Source organism: Nitrospirota bacterium (assembly GCA_016195565.1).
Lineage (GTDB): Bacteria > Nitrospirota > Thermodesulfovibrionia > Thermodesulfovibrionales > UBA1546 > UBA1546.
Map to the genome: position 1 here is coordinate 57,528 of JACPZK010000022.1, position 23,343 is coordinate 80,870.

The following is a 23,343-nucleotide window of genomic DNA, read 5'->3' on the forward strand; positions in this document are numbered from 1 at the left end:
CATTATCCACAATCTCTTTTCCTGTTCCCGCACACATAACAGTGCGCATCTTTATGGAGAGAAAGTTTTTTGAATTCCATGTTCAAGGTGTTATACATTAACATTTGTGAAAGCAACGGCTTTCCATAACCTGTAAGCAATTTAATCGTCTCTATTGCCATAAGACATCCGAGCATTCCTGAAACAGCGCCAAGAACAGGAAAGCCCAGTTCTTCCCACTCAGGGTTATCCTCATGGAATACACAAGCAAGGCACGGTGTTAGTCCGGGAATGACATTAAAGAGGTATCCCTCCATACCGTTCATTGCCGCCTCAACCATTGGAATTCCTTTCTTCACACAGGCGCTGTTCAGAATACGCCTTTCTTGAAAATTGGGACGCGCTGATAAGGCTATATCCGCATTTTCAAGAAGCCTCTCCGCGTTATCAGGCGTAGTCCTCTCATCAAATATTTCAACTTGCACATCAGGATTGATTTCTTCTATAGTTTTCATTGCCTGAATGACCCTGCTCTTGCCAATCCATTCATTCTTCATTAATACCTGTCTGTTCATATTTGAAAGTGTGAGATTTCCATAATGCGCAAAGACCATCCTGCCTATCCCGGCAACTGCGAGATACATCGCGGCAGTCCCGCCAAGACCCCCGATACCGGCAATTAAAGCAGTGGACGCCTTGAGCACCTCCTGATGCTCTCTATTAAAACCCTGAAGCATCATCTGCCTGCGGTAGCGCTCCATCTCTACCTCTGATAATCTGCTATCTTTCTCAATTGACAATATCACAGTAATCCTCTCCAATCATTGCATTTAATACCTCAAGCTCCATATCCTTATCCTCTCCGAGAATTCCAAAGGCGTCTGCCCTGCACTGCCTGCAGTGTGTCATCTGGGGAATATATTTAATACACTCCTCTCTCATGCTGTTAATCATCTCCATTGAAGGCCTCTGTAAATGCTCAAATTCGGCCTGCGGAATCAGAGGCATGATGTTCATTAAATCAGCTCCTTTTGTGCCAGCAAGCCATGCAATTAAGGGAATCTCTGTATCATTCACGCCAGGAATTAAAACACTGTTAACCTTCACAATCAGCCCTGCATCTATGACATTTCTCAATCCCCTTGCCTGATTCTTCACAATGAGTTCGGCAGCATCCCTTCCGAGATATTTCTTCCCCTTGTAATAAGCCCATGAATAAATCTTTTCTGCCACCTCGGGCATTACTGCATTGATCGTAATTGTAATGCTTCTCACTCCTGCCTTTACCATGTCCTCAAGCCTGTCCGGCAATAAAAGGCCGTTTGTAGAAATGCAGAGTATAATCTCAGGAAATTCCCTGTGTATCATGTTAAGCGTTTCAAATGTTGCATCATTTGCAAGCGGGTCTCCGGGGCCTGCAATACCTATGACGCTGATATTATCGTGCCTGTCAGATAGGACTCTAACCCTGTCCAAAGCCTCTGAAGGAGACATAACCTTGCTTGTAATCCCCGGTCTCGACTCATTGGCGCAGTCGTATTTCCTGATGCAATACCTGCACTGGATATTACAGGCAGGAGCAACCGGCAAATGTATCCTTGCAAATTTGTGATGCGCCTCCTTTGAAAAACATGGATGACTGCTTATAATGTCCTTTCCTTTCATAACCATCTTGTACCTCTCCTTGCTTTTATCTCTATTAGAGCAACTCAACTTTCACATATCTACGTGAACATGGCATTTTTTGGTGCAGGCCCTTGAACATGCTTCGCAGCCGATGCAGTTTTCGGGATGGGCAATTGACATTATCTTGTTGCCCATATCATCTCCGTATTCATCCTCTCCTTCAAAGGGCTTTTCTATAAGCTCAAGAACATCCCTGCTGCAGACTTTATAACACCGGCCGCAGCCTATACATTTCTCAATATCAATGGACTCTATAAATTTAGGCGTCCATGTCTGACCGCCGCGTGTATATCCGATAATTGCCATAAGTCCTCCTTTCTTTATGCTATCGCCTCTCCATCATGCTCTCCTGTCCTTACCCTCACAGCGCCTTCTATCGGCAGAACAAATATCTTACCGTCTCCGTGCTGGCCTGTCTTGTTGACCTTGATTATAGACTTCACAATCTTGCTCACAACATCGTCAGGCACAACTATTGTAAGCATCCTCTTCGGCACATACAGCGCTACCTTAGGCAGCGTATGCTCAAGCGCATATGTCGAAGGAGTAGGCTTCAGTTTCACTGCCGTGCAATAACTGTCAGGCATCTCAGAATCCATCTCCGCGCACATAGCGCCTTTCTGTTTCCCTCTGCCATCAACGCTCTGAATCGTTAGTGACGGATAACCCAACTCGTCAAGCGCTGTCTTTGTTTCAGGGAGCTTGTCTCTCCTTATAATCGCGGAAATCTCTTTCATAACCCCGCCTCTCCTGTCCTGACTGTATAGGCCGCCTCAACAGGACTTACAAATATCTTTCCGTCGCCGATAAAGCCTGTCTTTGCCTTATCAGAGATTATGTTCACCACTCTTTCTACTTCGTTGTCATTGACGACCATCATCACAAGTGTCTTGGGGAGTTCGTCGTAGTGTACAGGGCCGACCTGAAGCCCCTTCTGCTTTCCCCTTCCGAACACAGGCATCTTTGTCAGAGACGGGAAACCCGCTCCTTCCAATGCCAAGACTACCTCTTGCTCTTTCTCCGGCCTAATGAATGCTCTAATCATCTTCATCTCCATTTCCTCCTTTTCAATTATTAGTCTTTTTTTTCTGGATTCCAGCTTTCGTGGGAATGACAGAATATTTTTTACTATTCACTATTTATTGCCTTTTTTAGCCATGGCGGCGGCAATTTTTTTACAGTTTCAAGAAGCATTCTCAATGACTCCTCAATGGAAACAACCTCCTTCACCTTTATGGGCATAATCCCTTTTCTGGCAAGGCGCGCCGCAGAAGGCCCGCCTATTTCCGTGAGATACACAATCTTGCAGTCTGCCAGTTTATCCACTTTACTCCGTACCCTGTCGTCATGCACCTGCCCCAGTCCCTTAGTCTCCTCTATTGCCGAATCCCTTCCGTCCGCAAACTTTCTCATCTCAAGAAATTTATAACCGTCATTTGTTAATTCATACACCGCAAACATTCCCGCCCTTCCGAAATGTTCATCCACATTTACGCCGTCAGTTGTTGCGAATGCCACCTTCATTGATGCACCTCCTTAGCTAATAAATTAGCTGCTTCGTTAATCATAGTTAGCGTTCCCCAGTATCCGATAGTAATCCTGTGGTTGTTTCCCAAAACCTTGTACACAGGGAACCCCATCTGATACAAAGGCGCTCCGAGCCTCTTTGCCGTATCTTCAGCATGGGAATTCGATACGAGAAGATCGAAGTCTCCTTCTATTGAGAAAAGGGCGCTTTTATTTACATCGACTTCAAAAACCTCAGCGCCCATCTCTTCAAGCCATCTTGATGTCTGTACTGAAAGGTCAGGCTCAAGTGCAGTGCATATTTTTTTACTGCCATAATAAAAATGAGCATCCCTCATACCATCAATCAAAATCCTTCTCTGCCGCTCGTATTTTTGGGGAATCGGCTTGCCGCTCAACATCGAAAGCGTTTCCATAAGCATATCCGTATCCCTTAATCCTGCTATGCTTTCAAGCGCCTTGTATTCTATGTTGAACCTGTCTTTCAGCTGCTTAGCGGAAGTCTCCATGCTTGCGCCTATGGCAATAGTGAACTCTGATTTCGACATCTCCTTAATTTCATCAATCTTCGTGCCTCCAAGAGACAAGGCCGACAGGCCCTGCCTGCTTCCGTCGAGCGCTGACAGGTCAGGCAAAATTATAGACCTTAAGCCGAACGACTCGATAATCTCCCTCAGTTCTGTGAAATCGGCAGGGGTGAGATGCGAGCCGACAATGACATTGATCTGCCTTTCTGTGAACTGTGAACTGTGAACTGTGAACGAATTTTCAGCAATATGCAAAAGCGCTTCCACTGCTTTTGCATACCCTATTTCCAATCCTCCTTCATAATCAGGCGTTGCAACATTGATAATTTGGCACCTTGAATCTTGAATTTTGAATTTTAAATTTTTAATTGCACTTGCCGCATCATCACCCTTTACTTCTGAGAGTCCTGATGTGAGAATGCCGATTAGCTCAGGATTGTTCTTTTCTATAAATCCCTTGACCGCTTCCGTTATATTTTCTTCGCTTCCCATAACCACATTCTCTGTAAAGAGCTTTGTGGATGCGAGCGCTATTGGCTCCCTGAAATGCTTTGTCAGAAGAACCTTTCCGAGAAATGTGCATCCCTGCGCGCCGTGAATAATAGGCAGAGCTTTATGTATCCCCTGAAATGCGATTGCTGCGCCGATGGACTGTGAGTGTTTGAGGGGATTGATGAGTACATCATTCCCTTGTCTGTCATTGCGAGCAAAGCGAAGCAATCCCTTATCTTTTGAGATTGCTTCAGCACTTCGTGCCTCGCAAAGACTCTGAGTATGACTGTTGACTGATTGCTGATTGCTATAAAACCTTATGCCGTTGCTTATCTGCTCCGCCAGATTTACCAGCCCGTCATATCCTGCGTACGCGGTATGCCTTTCCTGATTCACGTCAACAAACGGATATCCTTCCTTTATTGCAAGGTACTGGTTCCTTCCTCCCGCAACAAGTATATCTGCATTATTTTCTTTCAGAAGTCTGAGCAGATTTTTGGGTGTTACATCTTCAATAAGAGGCGCATCCTGCCCCAATATCTCCTTCATCTTCTCCTCATCCTCAAAGGTACTCTTCTTTGTTCCTACTGCCACTATCTCAATCCCTAAATCAAGGAGTGCAGAGATAAAAGACCAGCTCTTCACGCCTCCGGTATAAAGCACAGCCTTTTTGCCTCTTAAATGTTCGTAAGTCTTCAATCTTTCTTGAAGCCGCTTTTCTTCCTTTGCAATGATTGCTTCAATCTTTGAACTTTCAACTTTCAACTTTGAACTTATAACTTTTAATGCCTTCGACATCTCTGTCTTTCCAAAGAAAGAAACTTCAACATAAGGAATCCCATATTTTCTTTCCATCTCCCTTGCTATGTTTATCAATGCCCTGCTGCATACGACTACATTCAGCTTTGCCTTGTGAGCGTATGTTATCTCCTCAAAAGCAGCATCGCCTGTTATCCTCGAAAGAATCCGTATTCCTGCATCTTTTAGCACGGGCTCGACGAGCCATAAATCGCCTGCAATGTTGTATTCGCCTATAAGATTTATTAACCTCTCCTCACTATAGGGGGCTCTCCCAGATTTACGGGCGCAGTGAAGCGAAGCCGTAGAATCGGGACTGTCCCCTTCAGGCAGATCGCCGGTTCCTATCACATAGTCGAGCAATACCTCTCCTGCTATTCTGTTCCCTAAGTTTTTTGGCCCCACGAACCCCGGGGCATTAACAGGAATGACACGAATACCAAGTTCTGCTTCCGCTTTTTTGCAGACAGTCTCTATATCCTCTCCAATAAGTCCGCTTACACATGTGGCATAAACAAATATTGCCTTTGGCTTTACCGACTCATATGTTTGCAAGATCGCATTGTAAAGTTTCTCCTCAGAGCCATAGATAATGTCCATCTCGGTCATATCTGTTGTAAAACCAATCTTGTGAAGGCTGCCCTTTGACGACAGCGTGCCCCTTCCTTCCCATGAATTACCGCAGCACGCAATGGGGCCGTGGACAAGGTGTGCTGCATTGGCGATAGGCTGGAGGACTATCATAGCGCCGTCAAATGCGCATGATTCCCCGCCTCTGGAACGGCAAACTTTATGCTTGCTCTCCGTATCGCAACCGCTTTGCAGCAATTTATCAATGCTGGTTAACATTCTTTTTCACCTTTTTATTGCTGTCATTCTGGCTTGTCCAGAATCTTTCTTAATGATTCCATGTGCTTCGGAAGGATTCCCGACAAGCGGAAATGACGTAATATGAGTTTATTCATAATTCCCTATCACCGTATCACATCAAAACTCGTAGTATTCATAGTCTTTCTGTCCATTTCATCAAGAACAGTGTTCACAACCCAGTTAACGAGATTTATCACTCCCTGATAGCCGATTACCGGATACCTGTGCAGGTGATGCCTGTCAAAAAGCGGGAAGCCTATTCTGACAAGAGGCGTGCCGGTATCTCTCCAGAGGAACTTTGCATAAGAATTTCCGATTAATAAATCAACCGGCTCTGTGAACAGAAGAGACCTTAGATGCCACATATCCTTGCCTGCATAGACATGGGCATCTGCTCCGAATGGACTCTCGCTCAAAAGGGCATTCATATCCTCTTCAAACTTTTTATCTCCCATGGTACAGACGATATGCACCGGGATGCCGCCCATCTCCATAAGGAAGCTCACCAGCCCCATCAGCATATCAGGGTCTCCGACCAATGAGAACCTCTTTCCATGCACATAAGGGTGAGAATCTATCATTGCGTCCACAGCCCTGCCGCGCTCGTCCTCGATCTCCTGAGGCACGGGCTTGCCGGTAATTTTGCTTATCTCCTCAAAAAACTTATCGGTATTCTTTATGCCTATGGGTGTAAGAACAGCGGTCTTCTGATTCCATTCTTTCCCGATATATTCCATAGTCTTGAGCGTTGAATATTTCTGTAACGCAATAGTTGCCTCCGCATTTATGGAATCCATCGCATCCACAAGCGGAGTGCCTCCAGGATAAAGCTTATATTCCCCGGTATTCGGAGAATCGAAGATGTCGCTCACATCAGCAAGTATTGTGTGTTTGACGTCCATTATATCAAGCAGTCTTTTTAATTCCCTGTAGTTGCCGGTATAGGTGTCAAATCCGGGGATTATATTAATCTTTCCATTAGGCTCGCCTTTTTTCCCCGATGTGATTGACGAGAGTATCCCTTTCATCATGTTGTCATAGCCGGTTATATATGAGCCTACAAAACTCGGGGTGTGCGCAAACGGCACGGGCAAATCGTTCGGTATCAAGCCTTTTTCGCGCGCGGTCCTGATATATGAGTTAAGGTCGTCCCCTATTACCTCGGTCATACACGTTGTGCATACTGCGAGCATTTTGGGACTATAAAGCTTATATGCGTTCTCCATGCCTTCAAGCATGTTGTTGAGCCCTCCGAAGACAGCAGCGTCTTCAGTCATTGAAGTGGAGATAGCGGCAAAGGGCTCCTTGAAGTGCCTGTTGAGATGGCTCCTGAAATATGCAGCGCAGCCCTGTGCCCCCTGCACAAAGGGCATTGTGCCCTCAAAGCCCGACGAGCAGAATATTGCCCCCAGCGGCTGACAAGCTTTTGCAGGATTGATCTTGATGTTCTGCCTTTTGAAGTTAAGCTCTTTGTATTCTTCTGTCTTCGTCCATGCGGAAACCCTCTGTATTTCTTCGTCCGAAGGCCCGTTCTCGAACTCTTTTTTACGGGCAAACTGCTCGATATACTCCTGCTCCTGAAAGAGCTCACTATGGTCTTTTATTCTCATGGCTTTCATTTTTTCCTCCGTATCAAATTCCATGTCGGGCTGTTCACTGTCATATCCATATCTCTTGCAAAAACCGGGAATCCGTCAAAGCCGTGATAGGGTCCTGAATAATCCCATGAATGCATCTGCCTAAAGGGCACTCCCATCTTATGATAGGAATACTTTTCTTTAATGCCCGAACCTACCATATCGGGTTTAAGTCTCCTTGTGAACTCTTCCAGTTCATAAAGGGTGGCGTCGTCCATTATTACTGCGCCTTCCTTCATCTCAGGGTATGTCCTTTTGTAATCGTCGCTATGCCCAAACTCATACCCGGCAGCCACGACCTCCATCCCGATATCCTCATAGGCGCCGATTGTATGTCTCGGCCTCAAGCCGCCTACATAAAGCATCACCTTTTTTCCCTCAAGCCGCGGCTTGAACTCTTCGATAACCGCATCCATCTTCGGCTTGTATTTCTCTATTACCTTTTCGGCATTCTCCTTTATACTGTCATCGAAATATGATGCTATCTTTCTGATGCTCTGGTATATCTTTGTCGGGCCAAAAAAGTTGAACTCAACCCATGGAATCCCGTATGTCTCTTCCATATGCCTGCAGATATAGTTCATCGACCGGTAACAGTGGACAAGATTAAGTTTTGCCTTATTGGCAATACCCATCTCATTAATAGATGCATCGCCGGTCCACTGCGCGATGACCCGCAGGCCCATTTCTTCCAGCATCTTCCTCGAGGCCCAGGCGTCTCCGCCGATATTGTAATCTCCTATAAGCGCGACATCATAAGGAGTAGTTTTTTCAAGCTGGCCCTTGCCCAGAACATAATCCCTTATCGTGTCGTTTGCTATGTGATGTCCCAGGGATTGGCTGACACCTCTGAACCCTTCGCACCTGACCGGCACAATGGGAATATTGAATTCCTTTGCTACCCTTTTTGATACCGCTTCTATGTCGTCACCTATCAGACCTACAGGGCACTCAGAAAGAATACCCATGCCTTTTGCGAGGGGGAACAGTTCTTTCAGTTCATGCAGTGCTGAGTCCAGCCCCTTGTCCCCGCCGTAGACAATGTCCTTTTCCTGAAAATCTGTCGTTATGTGCATAGTGCCGAAGGTATCCACACCGGTTTGGCCGTTGTAATAGTTCCTTCTTGCCCACCAACTGTACTGGCCGCAGCCGACAGGTCCATGACTGATCGTTAACTGGTCTTTTACAGGACCCCAGACAACGCCTTTTGCTCCGGCATAGGCGCAACCTCTTACTGTCATGACCCCTGGCCGTGATTTGACATTCGACTTGACCTGGCAGGTGCTGCACTGGCCGGTCGGATCATTGGCTGCAAGATGCTTGGCCCTGTCCTTCTTTGATTTTTCGGGATAAGCCTCCAGTACTTCCTCTATCATCTTCTGGGTATCTTTAATTGCTGTGCTCATATTTCCTCCATTTTTAAACTCATTGGTCATTAGTCATTCCTGCGGAAGCAGGAATCCAGACCTATTTTAAGGAACTGGATTCCGTGTCAAGCACGGAATGACGAAAAAAACAAAAGCTGTATCTTTAACTATTCACTGTCGTTACGCTGCTGCTTCTTCGCTCTCCATTATCCCGAAATCCATAAGCAATTCTTCCAGTTCATCCATGGAAATGGGAGTAGGTATAACCAGATCCCTGTTGTCCGCAATCTTCTTTGCGAGCACCCTGTATTCCTCAGCCTGGGGGTGTTCCGGAGAGTATTCGATGACTGTCATCCTCCTCAACTCGGCCCTCTGCACCTGGTTGTCCCTCGGCACAAAATGTATCAGCTGTGTCCCAAGTTTTTTTGCAAGCTCTGAAATTAATTCGTATTCCTTGTCTGTCTTTCGGCTGTTGCATATAAGCCCGCCGAGTCTTACGCCCCCGCTTTGCGCATATTTGAGGATGCCTCGCGAGATATTATTTGCGGCATACATGGCCATCATCTCACCGGAGGTCACTATATAAATTTCCTTTGCCTTGCCCTCTCTCATCGGCATGGCAAAGCCGCCGCAGACAACATCGCCAAGGACATCGTAAAAGACAAAGTCTGTGTCCGCGTCATAAGCCCCGTTTTCTTCAAGAAAGTTTATGGCGGTTATAACGCCGCGGCCCGCGCATCCGACTCCCGGCTCAGGGCCTCCTGACTCAGCGCACCTGATGCCGTTAAAGCCGGTCAGAAGCACCTCACTAACTTCAAGGTCCTCTACCGTGCCGCGTTCTCTTGCAAGATCCATTACGGTTGTCTGTGCCTTTGCGTGGAGAATAAGCCTCGTCGCATCAGCCTTGGGGTCGCATCCCACTATCATGCATTTGTACCCGGCCTGTGAAAGTCCCGCCACGGTATTCTGTGTTGTAGTAGATTTGCCGATGCCGCCCTTGCCGTATACTGCTATCTGTCTCATAAAATCCTCCTGTTCAATTTTTTATTTCATCAAAACTATTAGAGCAATATATATGCCAGAAAGAAAAACAAGGAATAACAAGGGGTTGGGTAATTATCAGAAAATAGTTAGTGAACAAAATTGTTATGAATGAAACAATTTTGTATTAATATTGAAAACTTTAAGCGATGGAAATGACGGGCTAATCTCTTTCAGAAAAAATTAAGGCTGAATATTATACTTCTTAATCTTATAGCCTATCTGCCGCGGGGTAATACCGAGCAGTCTTGCTGCCTTTGCCTGCATCCCTCCTGTCTTTTTAATTGCATCCAATATCTTAGTCTTTTCTATATCTACTATTGTTGAGGGAAGAGCATCCTTTATCTGAGATGCATATTTTGCCTTAAGGGTGTGGTCTCTGATATTGAAAGGCAGGTCAGACGGAGTTATAACTTTTCCGCGTGACATAACCACCAGTCTTTCTATTGTATTCTCAAGCTCTCTTACATTGCCGGGCCAGTCATAATTTATAAGGGTATTTAAAGCATCAGATGCGATGGAGACAGACTTCTGATTTTCCTCGTTATATTTTTTCAAAAAGTATTCCGAAAGCAGAGGGAGGTCCTCAATCTTTTCTCTTAACGGAGGCAGGAATACAGGAACAACGTTCAGCCTGTAATAGAGGTCTTCCCTGAACTTTCCTTCAGAAACGAGATACTCAAGATTCCTGCTTGTCGCAGCAATAAGCCTCACATCAACCTTTGTTGTTTTTTCGCCGCCTACCCTTTCAAATTCCTTTTCCTGTAAAACCCTGAGTATTTTCGGCTGGAGCGCTAAAGGAAGGTCGCCTATCTCATCAAGGAATATTGTACCGCCGTCAGCAAGTTCAAACCTGCCTTTTCTCATTGCCATTGCGCCGGTAAATGCGCCCTTTTCATGGCCAAAGAGTTCTGATTCAAGGAGCCCTTCGGGAATAGATGCACAGTTGAATTTTATAAACGGCCCCTTTGCCCTCGGGCTCATATAATGTATTGCCTTTGCAATAAGTTCCTTGCCTGTTCCGCTTTCCCCGCGTAAAAGCACATTTGCCCTTGAAGGAGCCACGCTGTGAACAGCCCCAAAGACCTCCTGCATCCTGTCTGACTGTCCTATGATGTTTTCCAGTCTGTATTTGCCTTTAAGCTGCTGCCTGAGATTTTCTTTTTCCTCAAGAAATGCCTCTCTCTCTTTTTCAATCTCCATGTGAAGCTTTACGGTCTGGGCAACCAGCGATGCTATAATCTTCAACAGCCTTAGGTCTTCCTCGAACGATATGACTTTGGAGCCAAAAAGCCTGTCAACGCTCAGCACGCCAAGCGTTTCATTCTTAAATTTTATCGGCACACATAAGAACGCAATATTTTCCTTCTTAATAATTTCCCTTGCTCCGGTCTTATTCAGGAATAAAGGCTCATCGCCAATGCTTGGAATCACTATGGGAGAGCCGAGTTTTGCAACTCTTCCAATGATACCTTCGCCCAGCCTGTATCTGCCCTTTTTTATTTCCTCCTCTGTCATTCCGTGAGCAGCAACAATAGACACCTCGCTGTTGCTTCTGAGCGCAACAGTCCCTCTTTTCATATCCAGATATTCTGACAGCACCCTCATCACGCCTCTGAGGTTTGATTTCAGATTGAGCGAAGAACCGAGAAGCTTGCTTATCTCGTAAAGCGCAGTGATTTCCAGCGCCTTATTGTAATCGCGTTTCATAAGATAAGTTTAATAAGATATGACAAAAATGTAAAGTTAAATGACTTTTTTGTAGATTATGTTTTAAGGTCAGGAAGCGCAAACAGAATTACTGCTCTCTCAGCATTTCTTCTTAGGAGCCCCCGGCTCCTTGGGAACACCTCAGGTGGAAATGCCTAAGCGTGGGAATACTACAACCTGAAGAATTATCCACACAACCAGAATGCCTATTGCTAAAAGCAGATCGCTCATTTTCTATTTGCCTCCGGGCTGCGATGGTGTTTGAAGAGGCTGCTGCTCCGAGGGCTGGGGCTGTTGAACACCTCCGCCCGGAATAGGGCCCTGTGATGCCGGAATATCAGTTTTTTCCTTAACCGGCGCTGTCTTTTTTACAACCGAACCGCTCTTTGTTGAGACAATTGCGAGGGATAAAGAAGTAACCATAAAAACAACCGCAGCAATTGTGGTAAGTTTGCTGAAAAAAGTAGCCGCACCGCTGCTGCCAAAAAGGGTTTGGCTTGAACCGCCAAAGGCTGCGCCGAGTTCCGCTCCTTTACCGCTCTGTATAAGAACAATAAAAATCAAGAATAAAGCCACAATAATATGAATTACCAAAAGGAATGTTATCATCTTGCCTCCGCCTTAAATTTCACTATCTTTATAAAACTCTCCGCTTTCTGGCTTGCTCCGCCTACAAGCGCCCCATCCACATCTTCACAAGCCATAAGAGAATCTACATTCTCAGGGGTTACGCTTCCTCCGTATATTATACGATTTTCATCAGCCTTATTTCCATACAAAACTCTTAACCTGTCTCTTATGTAAGCATGCGCCTCCTGAGCCTGCGAAGGCGCAGCAGTCCTCCCTGTGCCTATTGCCCATACAGGTTCATAAGCTACAACGATATTATCTCCGGCTATATTTTCAAGCCCCTTTTCTATTTCCCTTTCCAGCACATCGAATGTCTTTCCTGATTCTCTCTCCGCGAGTGATTCTCCTATGCAGAAAACAACTCCAAGCCCGTTGTTTCTTGCCGCTTTAACCTTTTTATTAATCACCTCATCGGTCTCATTAAAATACTGTCTTCGTTCCGAATGCCCGATGATAACATGCGAACATCCGCAGTCCAAAATCATAGCAGGTGATATTTCACCGGTAAATGCGCCCTTTTCTTCATAAAAAACATCCTGCGCTGCGATTTTTATGTTCGTATCTTTAATGCTCTCTGCGGCGGCATAAAGGGAGGTAAACGGCGGGGCTACTACAATATCCACACCCGTTGCATCCTCTGCCAAAGATACTAATTCCTTCAAGAATTCCCTTGTCTCAGGAACGGTCTTGTTCATTTTCCAGTTGGCTGTAATGAATGGTCTGCGCAAGGTTCTCTTATCTTTCTTACTGCTCAGGAATTTATTGCTGTAATGCTTATGATGAGTGAGTCTTTTACTTTATTTATATCAAATGTAAATTGCTTTCCCATGGTCTCAATCCTTATATTCAGCGCGCCTCCTGCTGTTTTGTCCTCTTCTATATGAATCTCCTTAATAAATGCAGATTTAAATTTCCAGACGTTTTTTGTTTTGTTCACCGCAGGTTTCAGGCTTAGAATTATCCATTCTTTCCCGTCTATGGATTCTGTCCTGTTTTTGTATTCAAGATTCCCCTTGGGAGCATTCATATTCATTATTATCATTGCCTTGTTTTTTGCCTCTATAAGTGAAACCTTGCTTATCTCAAAAGATCTTTCCGCTGTCTTCTTGTTTTTTACAGAGTCCTTCTTCTCTGCAGTCTTTGCAGCAGTTTCCCCTTCTTCTTTTGCGACAGTTATCTGTTTGCTCTTTTTCTCGCGTTTCTCTACAGACTTGGCTGAGGGTTTTCCTTCAACTGCAGCAGGTTTCTCCACCTTAGGTTTTTCTATTGCCTTGGGCTTTGGAGCAGCAGATTTCTCTGGGGATTTACCCGCCGCAGGAACGCTGACTTCTTTTTTCTGTTCCTTGACGGTTATTTTCCTCTCTTCTTTTCTGGGGGACATTGAAGCTGAAATTGCAAAGGATTCGGCTTTATCATATACAGCATCAACAGCTGCAACACCATTAACAAATTCCGATGCATGAACCCTCTTCGGAGACAACACACCCGTCCCTGTGGCATTCAGATAAACATCATTGCCGACAAGATTGTAATTCCTCACACTGTTTTTAAATCTGTCGTATACCTCTATTTTTATCCTGAACCTCTGGCCTGCAACCGCAGAATCAGGGGTAACAACCACAAAGCTCTCCGGAGCAGCAGGATTTATTCTTACTGCAGTGCTTTTGCCCTGCTGGCTCATACTGCTCTCGGATACAACTATGCTTATTTCCTCAGCTTTTTCATACCTCAGCTTTACAACTGCCTGCCCGCTTTTAAACTCTGACTGCCCTATAAAAGAAGGGGATACTTTTGCCTGTCCCGTAGAGCTGAAGTTCACGCCCCTGCCGGAAGATGAATAATTGTCTATGGGGTTATCAAATGCATCAAATGCACTTATGGTTACTTCAAACGGCTCTCCTGCAACTGCTTCTTTTGGCGCATACACTTTAAAATGGCTTAGCCCTGCAGACATAACTTTTAAGGCAGCGCTTATGCCTTTGCTGCCTGTGGCTGTGTCATGAACTTCAATCGCGGATTCACCTGTTTTTTCAGCCATAAGCGTAGCAATGCTTGCACCATTTCTAAATACCATATCTGCGCTTACAATCTTTAAGCCGGCTGTGCCTGCAAGCGCGAGCTTTATATTTTTGGTCTCTATGTCGGTATCGGCAACAGGATTATTGTATGCATCTCTTGCAATAACCTTTATGTCAAATTTATTCCCTGCCGCAACAGAAGGCGGAGACTGAATAAAAAAGTGGTCGAGCTTATTGGGCAGGATTGTTATTTCTCTTGTCACAACAGGCACCGTTCCTCCGGCCTCAAAAATAGACAGCATAACCGCTTCCGCCTTATTCCCTGTTATAGTAATGCCGGCGCTGCCCCCCATGAATGACGCAGCCTTTAAGATTGAGGGCTGCGCCTGAGCAGAACCTGAAACTGAAACCTTAAACTCCTTGCCTGTCTCTGCAAAATTCGTAATCAGGTTGTCATGCATGTCGTATGCCTGCAGCTTAACTATAACTCCTTCGCCTGCCCTGACTTTTTCCGGCAATTGCACCGCAAAGTGGTCAAAACCTCCGGGCTTCACTATGATATTTCCGCTATGCGATACGTTTGATGCGGCAAATACGAATAAAACGGCAACCATAGATGACAACAAACTTTTCGGACTAAAAATATTTTTCATTCTTCTTCTCCTATCAGAATAGGACTTTTTTTCACGTATGTATGAATACCATATTTCACAATATTATGTCAAAGGAAAATCACAGGCTTCCGGCATTTTTCTCGTCCGTGATTTTTTCTTGACAACAATTCTGCTACATGCTATAAAAGTTTACCCTGTTTTTCAGGCAAAATATTTTCTCGTAACGAGAAAAGGAGGATTTAAGCAGTATGCCGTTTGAAGGAAAAGTAAAATGGTTCAACGAGACAAAAGGTTACGGGTTTATCCAGCAGGACAATGGCACGGATGTGTTTGTGCATTATTCGTCTATCGCAAACGACGGATTTAAGACTCTTGCCGAGGGTCAGAGGGTTCAGTTTGATATTGTAGAAGGCGAGCGAGGTCCAAAAGCTGCAAACGTAGTAAAATTACAATAGAATTGCATAGTAAGGAAATTTCAGTCATCAAAGGGGTCTGTCTATCCTTAGCCCCTTTCTTTACTTAATCTATATTGAATTTCTAAAGGGAAAGAAATGAGAAAAAAAGTATCCGTAATCGGGGCAGGAAATGTAGGCGCATCTGCAGCGCAGCTGGTTGCTCAGGCAGCGCTCGCCGATGTGGTCCTTTTTGATATTGCAGACGGAATTCCTCAGGGAAAGGCTCTTGATATTGCAGAAGCATGTCCCATCTGGAATTCTTCTGTTTCAGTGAAGGGGACTAACAGTTATGCCGACACTAAAAACTCCGACATTGTAGTGATTACTGCCGGATTTCCAAGAAAACCCAACATGTCGCGCGATGACCTTCTCCATGCGAATGCTGATGTTGTTAAGGCAGTGTCAGGCGCAGTTGCAAAAACTTCTCCAAACGCTATCGTTATTGTCGTAACAAATCCGATGGATATAATGGCTCAGCTTGCATGGAAAACTACTGAGTTTTCATGCAAACGGGTGATAGGAATGGGCGGGATACTCGATGCAGCCAGATTGAGGACCTTTCTTTCATGGGAACTTAATGTATCACCGGAAGATATAGAAACCATTGTGCTTGGAGGGCACGGAGACCAGATGGTTCCGCTCCCGAGGTTCACCACCGTAAAGGGCATAGCAATAACAGAATTTCTGAAAAAAAAGACAATGGATTCGCTGGTGCACCGGACACGGAACGGAGGAGCCGAAATAGTAAGCCTGCTTAAATCCGGAAGCGCATACTATGCGCCTGCCGCCGCAGTCGTCCAGATGATCAAATCAATTTTACTCGATGAAAAGCGCATGTTTCCCTGCGCGGCGTACCTGACTGGAGAATACGGGATGAAAGATGTGTATCTTGGCGTGCCTGTTATTCTCGGCAGAGAGGGCGTTGAGAGAGTAGTTGAGATAAAGCTTACAAAGGAAGAAAGAGCACAGTTCAGAGAATCATGCTCTGCCGTAAAAAAACTGCTCAAGAAACTTTCGATTTAATTCTTGGAGAATAAAGGAAGGAACCGCTATATGCGCACAGAAGAAATAGAACAAACGCTTGTATTGATCAAACCGGATGCCCTTAAAAATTCATTGACAGGATATGTGCTTTCCCAGCTTTCAGAGTTTCATACCGGTTTACGCTTTGCCGGAGCAAAAATAGTGCATGTGAGCAGGATGCTTGCAGAAGAACACTATGCCGAACATCGGGGTAAGGTGTTTTATCCTTCACTGATTGAATATATCATGGGATTGCTTCATTATCCTGATGAACCCGACAGGCGCAGAGTAATAGCCCTTGTTTATCAGGGCCGGGATGCAGTGAAAAAGATGCGGGAAATCTGCGGGCCTACCAATCCTCACGTTGCCCGCGAGACAAAACCGGGATGCATTCGCGCATTGGGCACAGTTGTTCCTCTGAAAGATGCCGCCGGAAACGAGATCGGCGAGAGGATGGACAATCTCATCCATGCTTCGGCTACTGATAACGAGGCAGAACGGGAAATCAAACTCTGGTTCAGTCCCGGCGACTTTCCTCCATTCATGTGCTCGTATCCTACAGAGATAAACGCAGAAGACCATTATTATTTCAAGAACGGCAATCTCTATATTACTCATGAGCCGGGCAGCGTGTGCCTGATTGCTCCCGGCGATGTTGTCTGGAAATCTGATTTTGATGCGCTGCGCTTACTGAGCAAGGGTTTGCCTGCTGCCTCTTCTCTTGAAGCAGTGGCCGCTAAATATCTTATGAATTATGCTGTGGAGAGTTGAAAGGTTTATTGACTTTAATCAGGCGGAAAAAGTATTATTTAAATAAGTAGTATAGAACTTCGCAGAGGAGATTTATTTAATGTTTGAGAAGTTCACAGAGCGCGGCAGAAAAGTAATAATCTACGCCAGGGAAGAGGCTGAAAAGCGCCAGAACGATTACCTTGGGACAGAGCATCTCCTGCTCGCTCTTCTGAGAGAAGAAGAAGGGATAAGCGCCGCAATAATCAAAAAGATGGGCATCTCAACAGAAGAGGTGCGCATGGAAGTAGAGCGGAAACTCCCCTACGGCACAAATGTGCTTACATTCGGCGACATACCGTTTACCCCGCGTGCAAAAAAAGTCCTTGAACTTGCAGTAGAAGAAGCAAGGCTTATCGGCCACAGTTATATAGGAAGCGAGCATCTTCTGCTCGGCATTCTGCGCGAAGATGAAGGTATAGCGGGCAGAACACTGCGAAACTTCGGAGCAAACCTTCTGGCTGCAAGGCAGCTTGCAATAAATTTCTCGATGAGGCCCCAGACACATACTGTAAGAGAAAGACGGAGCGCAACACCTGCCCTTGATGAGTTCGGAAGAGACCTGACACAGATGGCAAAAGAAGGCAAACTTGACCCTGTCATCGGCAGAGAGGATGAGATTGAGCGCGTGCTCCAGATACTCGGCAGGCGGATAAAAAATAATCCTGTGATAATCGGTGAGCCTGGCGTAGGCAAAACAGCGATTGTTGAAAGCCTTGCGCAGAAAATCGTACTGGGCGATGTTCCGGAAAGTCTTCTTGGCAAACGGATTGTGTCCCTGGACCTCGGCGCTCTTATAGCAGGGACTAAATACAGGGGACAGTTTGAAGAAAGGCTGAAGGTTGTGATGAAGGAAATCACTCATACAGACAATGTGATTCTCTTCGTTGATGAACTCCATACATTAATAGGCGCAGGCGCCGCTGAGGGCTCTGTGGATGCGTCAAGCATGCTTAAACCTGCCCTGTCCAGAGGCGAGATTAAATGCATCGGCGCAACAACTCCTGACGAATACAGAAAATATGTGGAAAAAGACGGCGCGCTGGAGAGAAGATTCCAGCCGATCAATGTTGAATCTCCTTCGGTAGATGCAACAATAGATATCCTGACAGGGTTAAGAAGCAGATACGAATCGCATCACAGAGTAAAAATCAGCGACGCTGCCATAACAGCGGCTTCAAAGCTGTCCGACCGGTATATATCTGACAGGAATCTGCCAGACAAGGCAATTGACGTTATTGATGAAACAGGCGCAAGAGTCAACCTCAAAAGATATACGCCTCCCGGAGAGATAAAAGAACTCGAACACGATATAGCAAGGCTGACAAGAGAAAAAAATCTTTATGTAAAGCTTCACGACATTGAGAAGGCCGCATCCATACGAAACGAGGAAGAAAAGCTTAAAAAACTTCACGACCAAATATTGAAACAGTGGAAGGACAACCTGAATAAAGAAATCCCGGTCATATCAGAAGATGATGTGACCTACACAGTTGCAAAGATGACAGGCATCCCGCTCTTAAGGCTCGAAGAAAAAGAATCCGAAAAACTCCTGAGAATGGAAGAAGTTATTCATGAACGGATAATCTCTCAGGATGAGGCAATAAAAGCTATATCAAGGGCAATCAGAAGGTCAAGAGCAGGACTGAAGAGCAAGAAGAAACCTATAGGTTCATTCTTCTTCCTCGGCCCAACAGGCGTTGGAAAGACTGAACTTGCAAAAGCACTTGCAGAGTTCCTCTTCAATGACGAAAATGCCCTTATTAAAATTGACATGTCAGAATACATGGAGAGGTTCAATGTCTCCAAACTGACAGGCGCGCCTCCGGGCTATGTAGGCTATGAAGAGGGAGGACAGCTTACAGAAAAAATACGAAAGCGTCCCTACTCTGTCATTCTCTTTGATGAGATAGAAAAAGCACATCCCGACACATTTAATATACTGCTGCAGGTGCTTGATGAAGGAGTGCTTACAGACAGTTTCGGCAGAAAGGTTAACTTTAAAAACGCGGTAATAATCATGACCTCAAATATAGGCGCAAGGATTATTGAAAAAGCAACTCCTATGGGCTTCCAGAGAACCAGGTCAGACGATGTCTATCAGAAGATAAAGGATAATGTGCTCGTTGAGCTCAAAAAAGCATTTAATCCTGAATTCCTTAACCGTGTTGATGAGATAGTAGTGTTTCATCCTCTTGAAAAAGAACAGCTGTTCTCGATTATCGACCGGCTTATAAACGAGACCAATAAGCAACTGATCGAACAGGATATTGTTGTAGAAATAGACCACGCCGTTAAAGAGTGGCTTGTAAAAAACTACTATCAGCCAAACTACGGCGCAAGGCCCATGAGAAGAGCCGTGCAGAAAGAAATCGAGGATCCGCTGTCTGAAGAACTGCTCAAAGGCAGATTCAAAGACACCCACAAAATAAAAGTTGTGCTTGAGGCCGGGATACCGGTCTTTCTTGAAGCCGAAGAGGCTCAGATACTTTCCGGAGTAAATTGACTTCACGAAGTTCCTTAAAAATTACCAATAAGGAGTTCACTGCTGATTGAAAGCTAAATCTTTAATACTCGTATCTCTCTTTCTTATCGGAGTTTTTTTAATAACCTACAGCTTGACCCGTCACGATATGAAGGAAAAAGCAATGCTTGAAAGCTTATACGCGCCTGAATTTGAGCTTGAGGATGCCGCAAGCGGAAAAAGAATGCTGTCCTCAGAACTCAGGGGCAAGGTTTTATTTATTAATTTCTGGGCGTCGTGGTGCAGCCCGTGCCGGGAAGAAATGCCGTCAATCGCTAAGCTCTCCAAACATTTTTCAGACAATCAGGATTTTATTCTGCTGCCTGTCCTCTACAGGGACAGCCCGCAGGATGCCATGAATTATTTGAAAGAGAGCGGATTCAATCTGCCGATACTGATTGATAAAACCGGAAAAGCTGCCAGAGCTTATGGATTAAGAGGAATTCCTGAAACATACATCGTGGATAAAAAAGGCATCATCAGAAAAAAAGTCATCGGTCCTTATGGGTGGGATTCTCCGGATGTTCTGACATTTATCTCAGGCCTGCTCAAAGAATAACTTTCACTGAACTATGGGTACCCCAGCAAATCCTAAACCTGCACTTCTATTCACAGGGATTCTCTACTCTGATGAATCTTACTTATCCAAGGCAAAAGAATCTCTGTTAAGCGCCTTCGGAGCCGCACTTCTGGAAACACCGCCGGTAAGCTGGGATTATTCAGAATACTACAAAGAGGAAATCGGCTCGCCGATAATGAGAACCTTTATTTTTTTTAAAGACCTCATAAACCGTGCTGAGATTGCTGACATTAAACTCAGGACAAACGACATTGAGACATTGCTTTCAACAGACGGTAAAAGAAACGTCAACCTTGACCCCGGATACCTCACACTCGCAAATGTCATCCTTGCAACCACTAAGGGCTATTCACACAGGATTTACCTCGGCAAAGGCATCTACGGAGAGGTCTCTCTGCTGTATAGAGAAAAAGACAAGACCTTTGTGCCAAACATCTTTACATATTCAGACTATCAGGATAAAAAATGTATTGAGATGTTTATTAAAGCAAGAGAGTTTTTGAAACTAAAGAAATAGATTCACCTATAAAACCACAAGGTTATCCCTGTGAATTACCTCGTCGGAATATCTGTATCCCAGCGCCTTTTCCACATCAGACGTCTTTCTGCCTTTTATCTTTTCTATCTCTGCTGAGGAATAGTTCGTAATTCCCTTTGCAATCTTTTTCCTGTCCGAATCAATGCAATATACGGCATCGCCTATCTCAAAAACACCCGTAACCGCAGTAATCCCTGAAGGCAGGAGGCTCTTGCCTCCGTGCAGCAATGCCTTAACAGCTCCTTCATCTATATGCAGGCTGCCCTTTGCGCGGCTTCCATAGACTATCCAGCCCTTACGCGAAGATAGCCTCTCCCTTACAGGCCTGAATTCAGTTCCGTGATGATTGCCTTTTAAGAGAGACACTATCAATCCGCTCTTTTTGCCGCTTATTATATTTACAGTGATTCCATTGTTTACAGTCCTCTTTGCCGCAAGGATTTTTGAATACATTCCTCCTGTGCTGACAGCGCTCCCCGCGCCACCTGCCATTGCCTCAATCTCTGCCGTAATCTCATCAACTGTTTTTATGAGGACTGATTTATGGCTTTTCTTGGGGTCAGCGGAAAAAAGTCCCTCCACATCAGAAAGAATTATCAGCCTTTCAGCGTCAACAAGCCCTGTGACAAGCGAGGCAAGGTTGTCATTGTCGCCGAATTTTATTTCATCAGTTGCAACTGTATCGTTCTCATTGATTATCGGGATAATGCCGTATGAAAGCAGTGTATCAAGCGTGTTCTTGGAATTGATGTATCTCTTCCTGTCGGTAAAATCATCCCGCGTGAGCAGAACCTGCGCAACTTTTTTGCCGAATTCTCCAAAGCTCTTCTCATAAGCCCACATCAGACTGCTCTGGCCTACGGCAGCCGCAGCCTGTTTAAGCTGTATATCTTTCGGTTTCTCCTTCAGCCCGAGCTTTCTCATGCCTGCGGCAACAGCGCCTGAAGAGACAACGACAACCTCACAGCCCATGTCCTGAGCATCCCTGATATCAGACGCAATAGCCGTAATGCGCCTTGTATCAAGCCCCTCTTTCTCATCAGCAACTATGTTGCTGCCCACTTTTACAACAATCCTTTTCATAGTTTTATCCTTGCAGAATTATACATCACCGCCGGTCTTACTGTCATCAGTTTTTATTGGTTATTAAGACAAGTGAGGATTGGCGAGTGGACTATCAATAACAACAAAATCATTGACGCAGTTTCACCGCATCCAACTGAACTAATAGGCTTCTTTATTTTTATTTAATAGTCGCTGACCCTATTTATGCTACTTGCGGTTTCTTTTTTTCACCTCTGCTTTGATAATGGCCCTCAGTTCAGAGATATATGTCTGCGTAGCCTTCTCAACCGTTACATTGTTTTTCTCCATAAAAAAAATAGCCCACTGCTGCATGGCAATCTTAGCCGCCTCTGCATCCTTCTGGCCTATCGGCGATCTATAAAATGCAAGAATATTATCCAATTCATCTTCCGTAACATGCAGGCCGTAATAAACGCTCCACGCATTCACTGCCTCTTCAGTCGTCCACACTGGTTTTGCCGCATTAAGGAATTTCTGATACGCATTATCCAAAGCAACAAGTGTCGCTTTCTTTAAACCGGGGAATTGGGTCTTGGCCTCCTGCAGCATCTTGGGAGCAATTAATTTGACCTGCTCATGGCTGTAGGACCTCTGCTGTTCGATTATTTCATGCAGGCCCTGAATCTTCGCAAGTTCCTTAAGTTTGGCTGCCTTTGACGCCTCATCCGCAAACGCATACGATGCTGTCAGGAGCAGCAAAATAACAGCAAATCTAAAAACAATCATTTTACAATCCTCCTTCTTGAGCTGCAACAACATCAAAGGGTATTCAGAAACGCAACGATATTCTCCACATCTTCATCAAGGAGATATGAAAACGACGGCATGTCTTTATTCAGTTTCTCAATATCATATTTTTTCCGCTCCTGCCGAATATTTCAAACATGGTGAACACTGCAATCAGAACTGAGACCAGCATACCAATACCGAGCAGAGATTTGAAAAAGAATGAAGACATAAAATACCTCCTGAATAATAAAAAATGGGAGGGTATATCACCCCCCCATTTAAATGGTTCTACTTGTAACCTGGAGCCTTCGGGACTGCCTTACCTTTCAGAGACTTTATATAGGCAACCATATCCTTCATCTGTTCAGATTTAACATCAATAGCCTTGCCTTCATTTGCATTTATAATGCAGAAATTAACAGCCTCTTCGAGGCTCTTCTGCGTTTTGCCCATTATTTTGAACTCTTTCTTGTCAGCCGCTTTTTCCAACCCTTTGCCGTTAGGGTGGCAGTCATTACATGCCTTCTTGCCGCCAAATGCCTTTTGGTCATTGAATAACGTTTTCCCTCTTTCTTCGGGCAGATCTTTTTTAGCAAAGGCAACTGAGAATGTTAACCCGAGAATTATAAGAAGCAGCAGAGATACTTTCATAATTTTCATCCGTATCACCTCCTCTCTATCCATAATTGTATAGAAGGAAAGGCACTTTCGCAATAACTAAGT

At 44.9% G+C, this 23,343-nt stretch carries 23 protein-coding genes; 6 read left to right on the top strand and 17 right to left on the bottom strand.

The window, feature by feature from the left end; genetic code table 11:
• Positions 1 to 2: 2 nt before the first annotated feature.
• From HY035_07605 to HY035_07670, 14 genes are all read right to left on the bottom strand, one after another.
• The gene (locus HY035_07605) at positions 3 to 740 is read right to left on the bottom strand and encodes a HesA/MoeB/ThiF family protein (protein MBI3378247.1); all 738 of its coding nucleotides are present in this window, start codon (positions 738 to 740) and stop codon (positions 3 to 5) included.
• Positions 741 to 768: 28 nt separating this feature from the next.
• Complete coding sequence (nifB, locus tag HY035_07610) at positions 769 to 1,650, bottom strand: nitrogenase cofactor biosynthesis protein NifB (protein ID MBI3378248.1); 882 nt, start codon at positions 1,648 to 1,650, stop codon at positions 769 to 771.
• Between the two features lie 45 nt (positions 1,651 to 1,695).
• A complete protein-coding gene (gene fdxB / locus HY035_07615) occupies positions 1,696 to 1,971 on the bottom strand; it encodes a ferredoxin III, nif-specific (GenBank protein MBI3378249.1) in 276 nt (91 codons plus the stop codon).
• Positions 1,972 to 1,985: 14 nt separating this feature from the next.
• Positions 1,986 to 2,402, bottom strand: a complete 417-nt coding sequence (locus tag HY035_07620; GenBank protein MBI3378250.1) for a P-II family nitrogen regulator — start codon at positions 2,400 to 2,402, stop codon at positions 1,986 to 1,988.
• Entirely contained in the window at positions 2,399 to 2,716 is a 318-nt protein-coding gene (locus HY035_07625) for a P-II family nitrogen regulator (protein ID MBI3378251.1), read from the bottom strand. The genes HY035_07620 and HY035_07625 overlap by 4 nt, the downstream gene beginning before the upstream one ends.
• A 77-nt stretch (positions 2,717 to 2,793) precedes the next feature.
• Positions 2,794 to 3,189 carry a nitrogen fixation protein NifX gene (nifX, locus tag HY035_07630; protein MBI3378252.1) on the bottom strand — a complete coding sequence of 132 codons (396 nt, stop codon included), beginning with the start codon at positions 3,187 to 3,189 and terminating at the stop codon, positions 2,794 to 2,796.
• Positions 3,186 to 5,858, bottom strand: coding sequence for a nitrogenase iron-molybdenum cofactor biosynthesis protein NifE (nifE, locus tag HY035_07635; GenBank protein ID MBI3378253.1), 2,673 nt, complete (start codon positions 5,856 to 5,858; stop codon positions 3,186 to 3,188). Before nifE ends, nifX begins: the two co-directional genes overlap by 4 nt.
• Positions 5,859 to 5,983: 125 nt before the next feature.
• Positions 5,984 to 7,489, bottom strand: coding sequence for a nitrogenase molybdenum-iron protein subunit beta (gene nifK, locus HY035_07640; protein MBI3378254.1), 1,506 nt, complete (start codon positions 7,487 to 7,489; stop codon positions 5,984 to 5,986).
• Between the two features lie 5 nt (positions 7,490 to 7,494).
• Entirely contained in the window at positions 7,495 to 8,922 is a 1,428-nt protein-coding gene (nifD, locus tag HY035_07645; GenBank protein MBI3378255.1) for a nitrogenase molybdenum-iron protein alpha chain, read from the bottom strand.
• A gap of 141 nt (positions 8,923 to 9,063) precedes the next feature.
• Positions 9,064 to 9,906, bottom strand: a complete 843-nt coding sequence (gene nifH / locus HY035_07650) for a nitrogenase iron protein (protein ID MBI3378256.1) — start codon at positions 9,904 to 9,906, stop codon at positions 9,064 to 9,066.
• Between the two features lie 201 nt (positions 9,907 to 10,107).
• Complete coding sequence (gene nifA, locus HY035_07655; GenBank protein ID MBI3378257.1) at positions 10,108 to 11,634, bottom strand: nif-specific transcriptional activator NifA; 1,527 nt, start codon at positions 11,632 to 11,634, stop codon at positions 10,108 to 10,110.
• 234 nt (positions 11,635 to 11,868) lie between these two features.
• The gene (gene secG, locus HY035_07660) at positions 11,869 to 12,243 is read right to left on the bottom strand and encodes a preprotein translocase subunit SecG (GenBank protein MBI3378258.1); all 375 of its coding nucleotides are present in this window, start codon (positions 12,241 to 12,243) and stop codon (positions 11,869 to 11,871) included.
• The gene (locus HY035_07665) at positions 12,240 to 12,992 is read right to left on the bottom strand and encodes a triose-phosphate isomerase (protein MBI3378259.1); all 753 of its coding nucleotides are present in this window, start codon (positions 12,990 to 12,992) and stop codon (positions 12,240 to 12,242) included. Before HY035_07665 ends, secG begins: the two co-directional genes overlap by 4 nt.
• Before the next feature lie 23 nt (positions 12,993 to 13,015).
• Positions 13,016 to 14,935: a hypothetical protein gene (locus tag HY035_07670; GenBank protein ID MBI3378260.1), complete on the bottom strand. Its 1,920-nt coding sequence runs from the start codon at positions 14,933 to 14,935 to the stop codon at positions 13,016 to 13,018.
• 209 nt (positions 14,936 to 15,144) lie between these two features.
• On the opposite strand from HY035_07670, the gene HY035_07675 reads away from it, so the two are divergent.
• From HY035_07675 to HY035_07700, 6 genes are all read left to right on the top strand, one after another.
• Positions 15,145 to 15,351 carry a cold-shock protein gene (locus HY035_07675; GenBank protein MBI3378261.1) on the top strand — a complete coding sequence of 69 codons (207 nt, stop codon included), beginning with the start codon at positions 15,145 to 15,147 and terminating at the stop codon, positions 15,349 to 15,351.
• Between the two features lie 96 nt (positions 15,352 to 15,447).
• Entirely contained in the window at positions 15,448 to 16,374 is a 927-nt protein-coding gene (gene mdh, locus HY035_07680) for a malate dehydrogenase (GenBank protein MBI3378262.1), read from the top strand.
• Positions 16,375 to 16,404: 30 nt separating this feature from the next.
• Entirely contained in the window at positions 16,405 to 17,145 is a 741-nt protein-coding gene (locus HY035_07685; GenBank protein MBI3378263.1) for a nucleoside-diphosphate kinase, read from the top strand.
• 79 nt (positions 17,146 to 17,224) lie between these two features.
• Positions 17,225 to 19,669: an ATP-dependent Clp protease ATP-binding subunit gene (locus HY035_07690; GenBank protein MBI3378264.1), complete on the top strand. Its 2,445-nt coding sequence runs from the start codon at positions 17,225 to 17,227 to the stop codon at positions 19,667 to 19,669.
• Between the two features lie 46 nt (positions 19,670 to 19,715).
• Entirely contained in the window at positions 19,716 to 20,246 is a 531-nt protein-coding gene (locus tag HY035_07695) for a TlpA family protein disulfide reductase (GenBank protein MBI3378265.1), read from the top strand.
• A gap of 13 nt (positions 20,247 to 20,259) precedes the next feature.
• The gene (locus tag HY035_07700; protein MBI3378266.1) at positions 20,260 to 20,784 is read left to right on the top strand and encodes a DUF4416 family protein; all 525 of its coding nucleotides are present in this window, start codon (positions 20,260 to 20,262) and stop codon (positions 20,782 to 20,784) included.
• A gap of 6 nt (positions 20,785 to 20,790) precedes the next feature.
• Here HY035_07700 and proB read toward each other — a convergent pair whose 3' ends face one another.
• From proB to HY035_07715, 3 genes are all read right to left on the bottom strand, one after another.
• On the bottom strand, positions 20,791 to 21,888 hold the full coding sequence (gene proB / locus HY035_07705; GenBank protein ID MBI3378267.1) for a glutamate 5-kinase: 1,098 nt from the start codon (positions 21,886 to 21,888) through the stop codon (positions 20,791 to 20,793).
• Between the two features lie 189 nt (positions 21,889 to 22,077).
• A complete protein-coding gene (locus tag HY035_07710) occupies positions 22,078 to 22,617 on the bottom strand; it encodes a DUF2059 domain-containing protein (protein ID MBI3378268.1) in 540 nt (179 codons plus the stop codon).
• 291 nt (positions 22,618 to 22,908) lie between these two features.
• Entirely contained in the window at positions 22,909 to 23,280 is a 372-nt protein-coding gene (locus HY035_07715) for a hypothetical protein (GenBank protein ID MBI3378269.1), read from the bottom strand.
• Between the last annotated feature and the right edge of the window lie 63 nt (positions 23,281 to 23,343).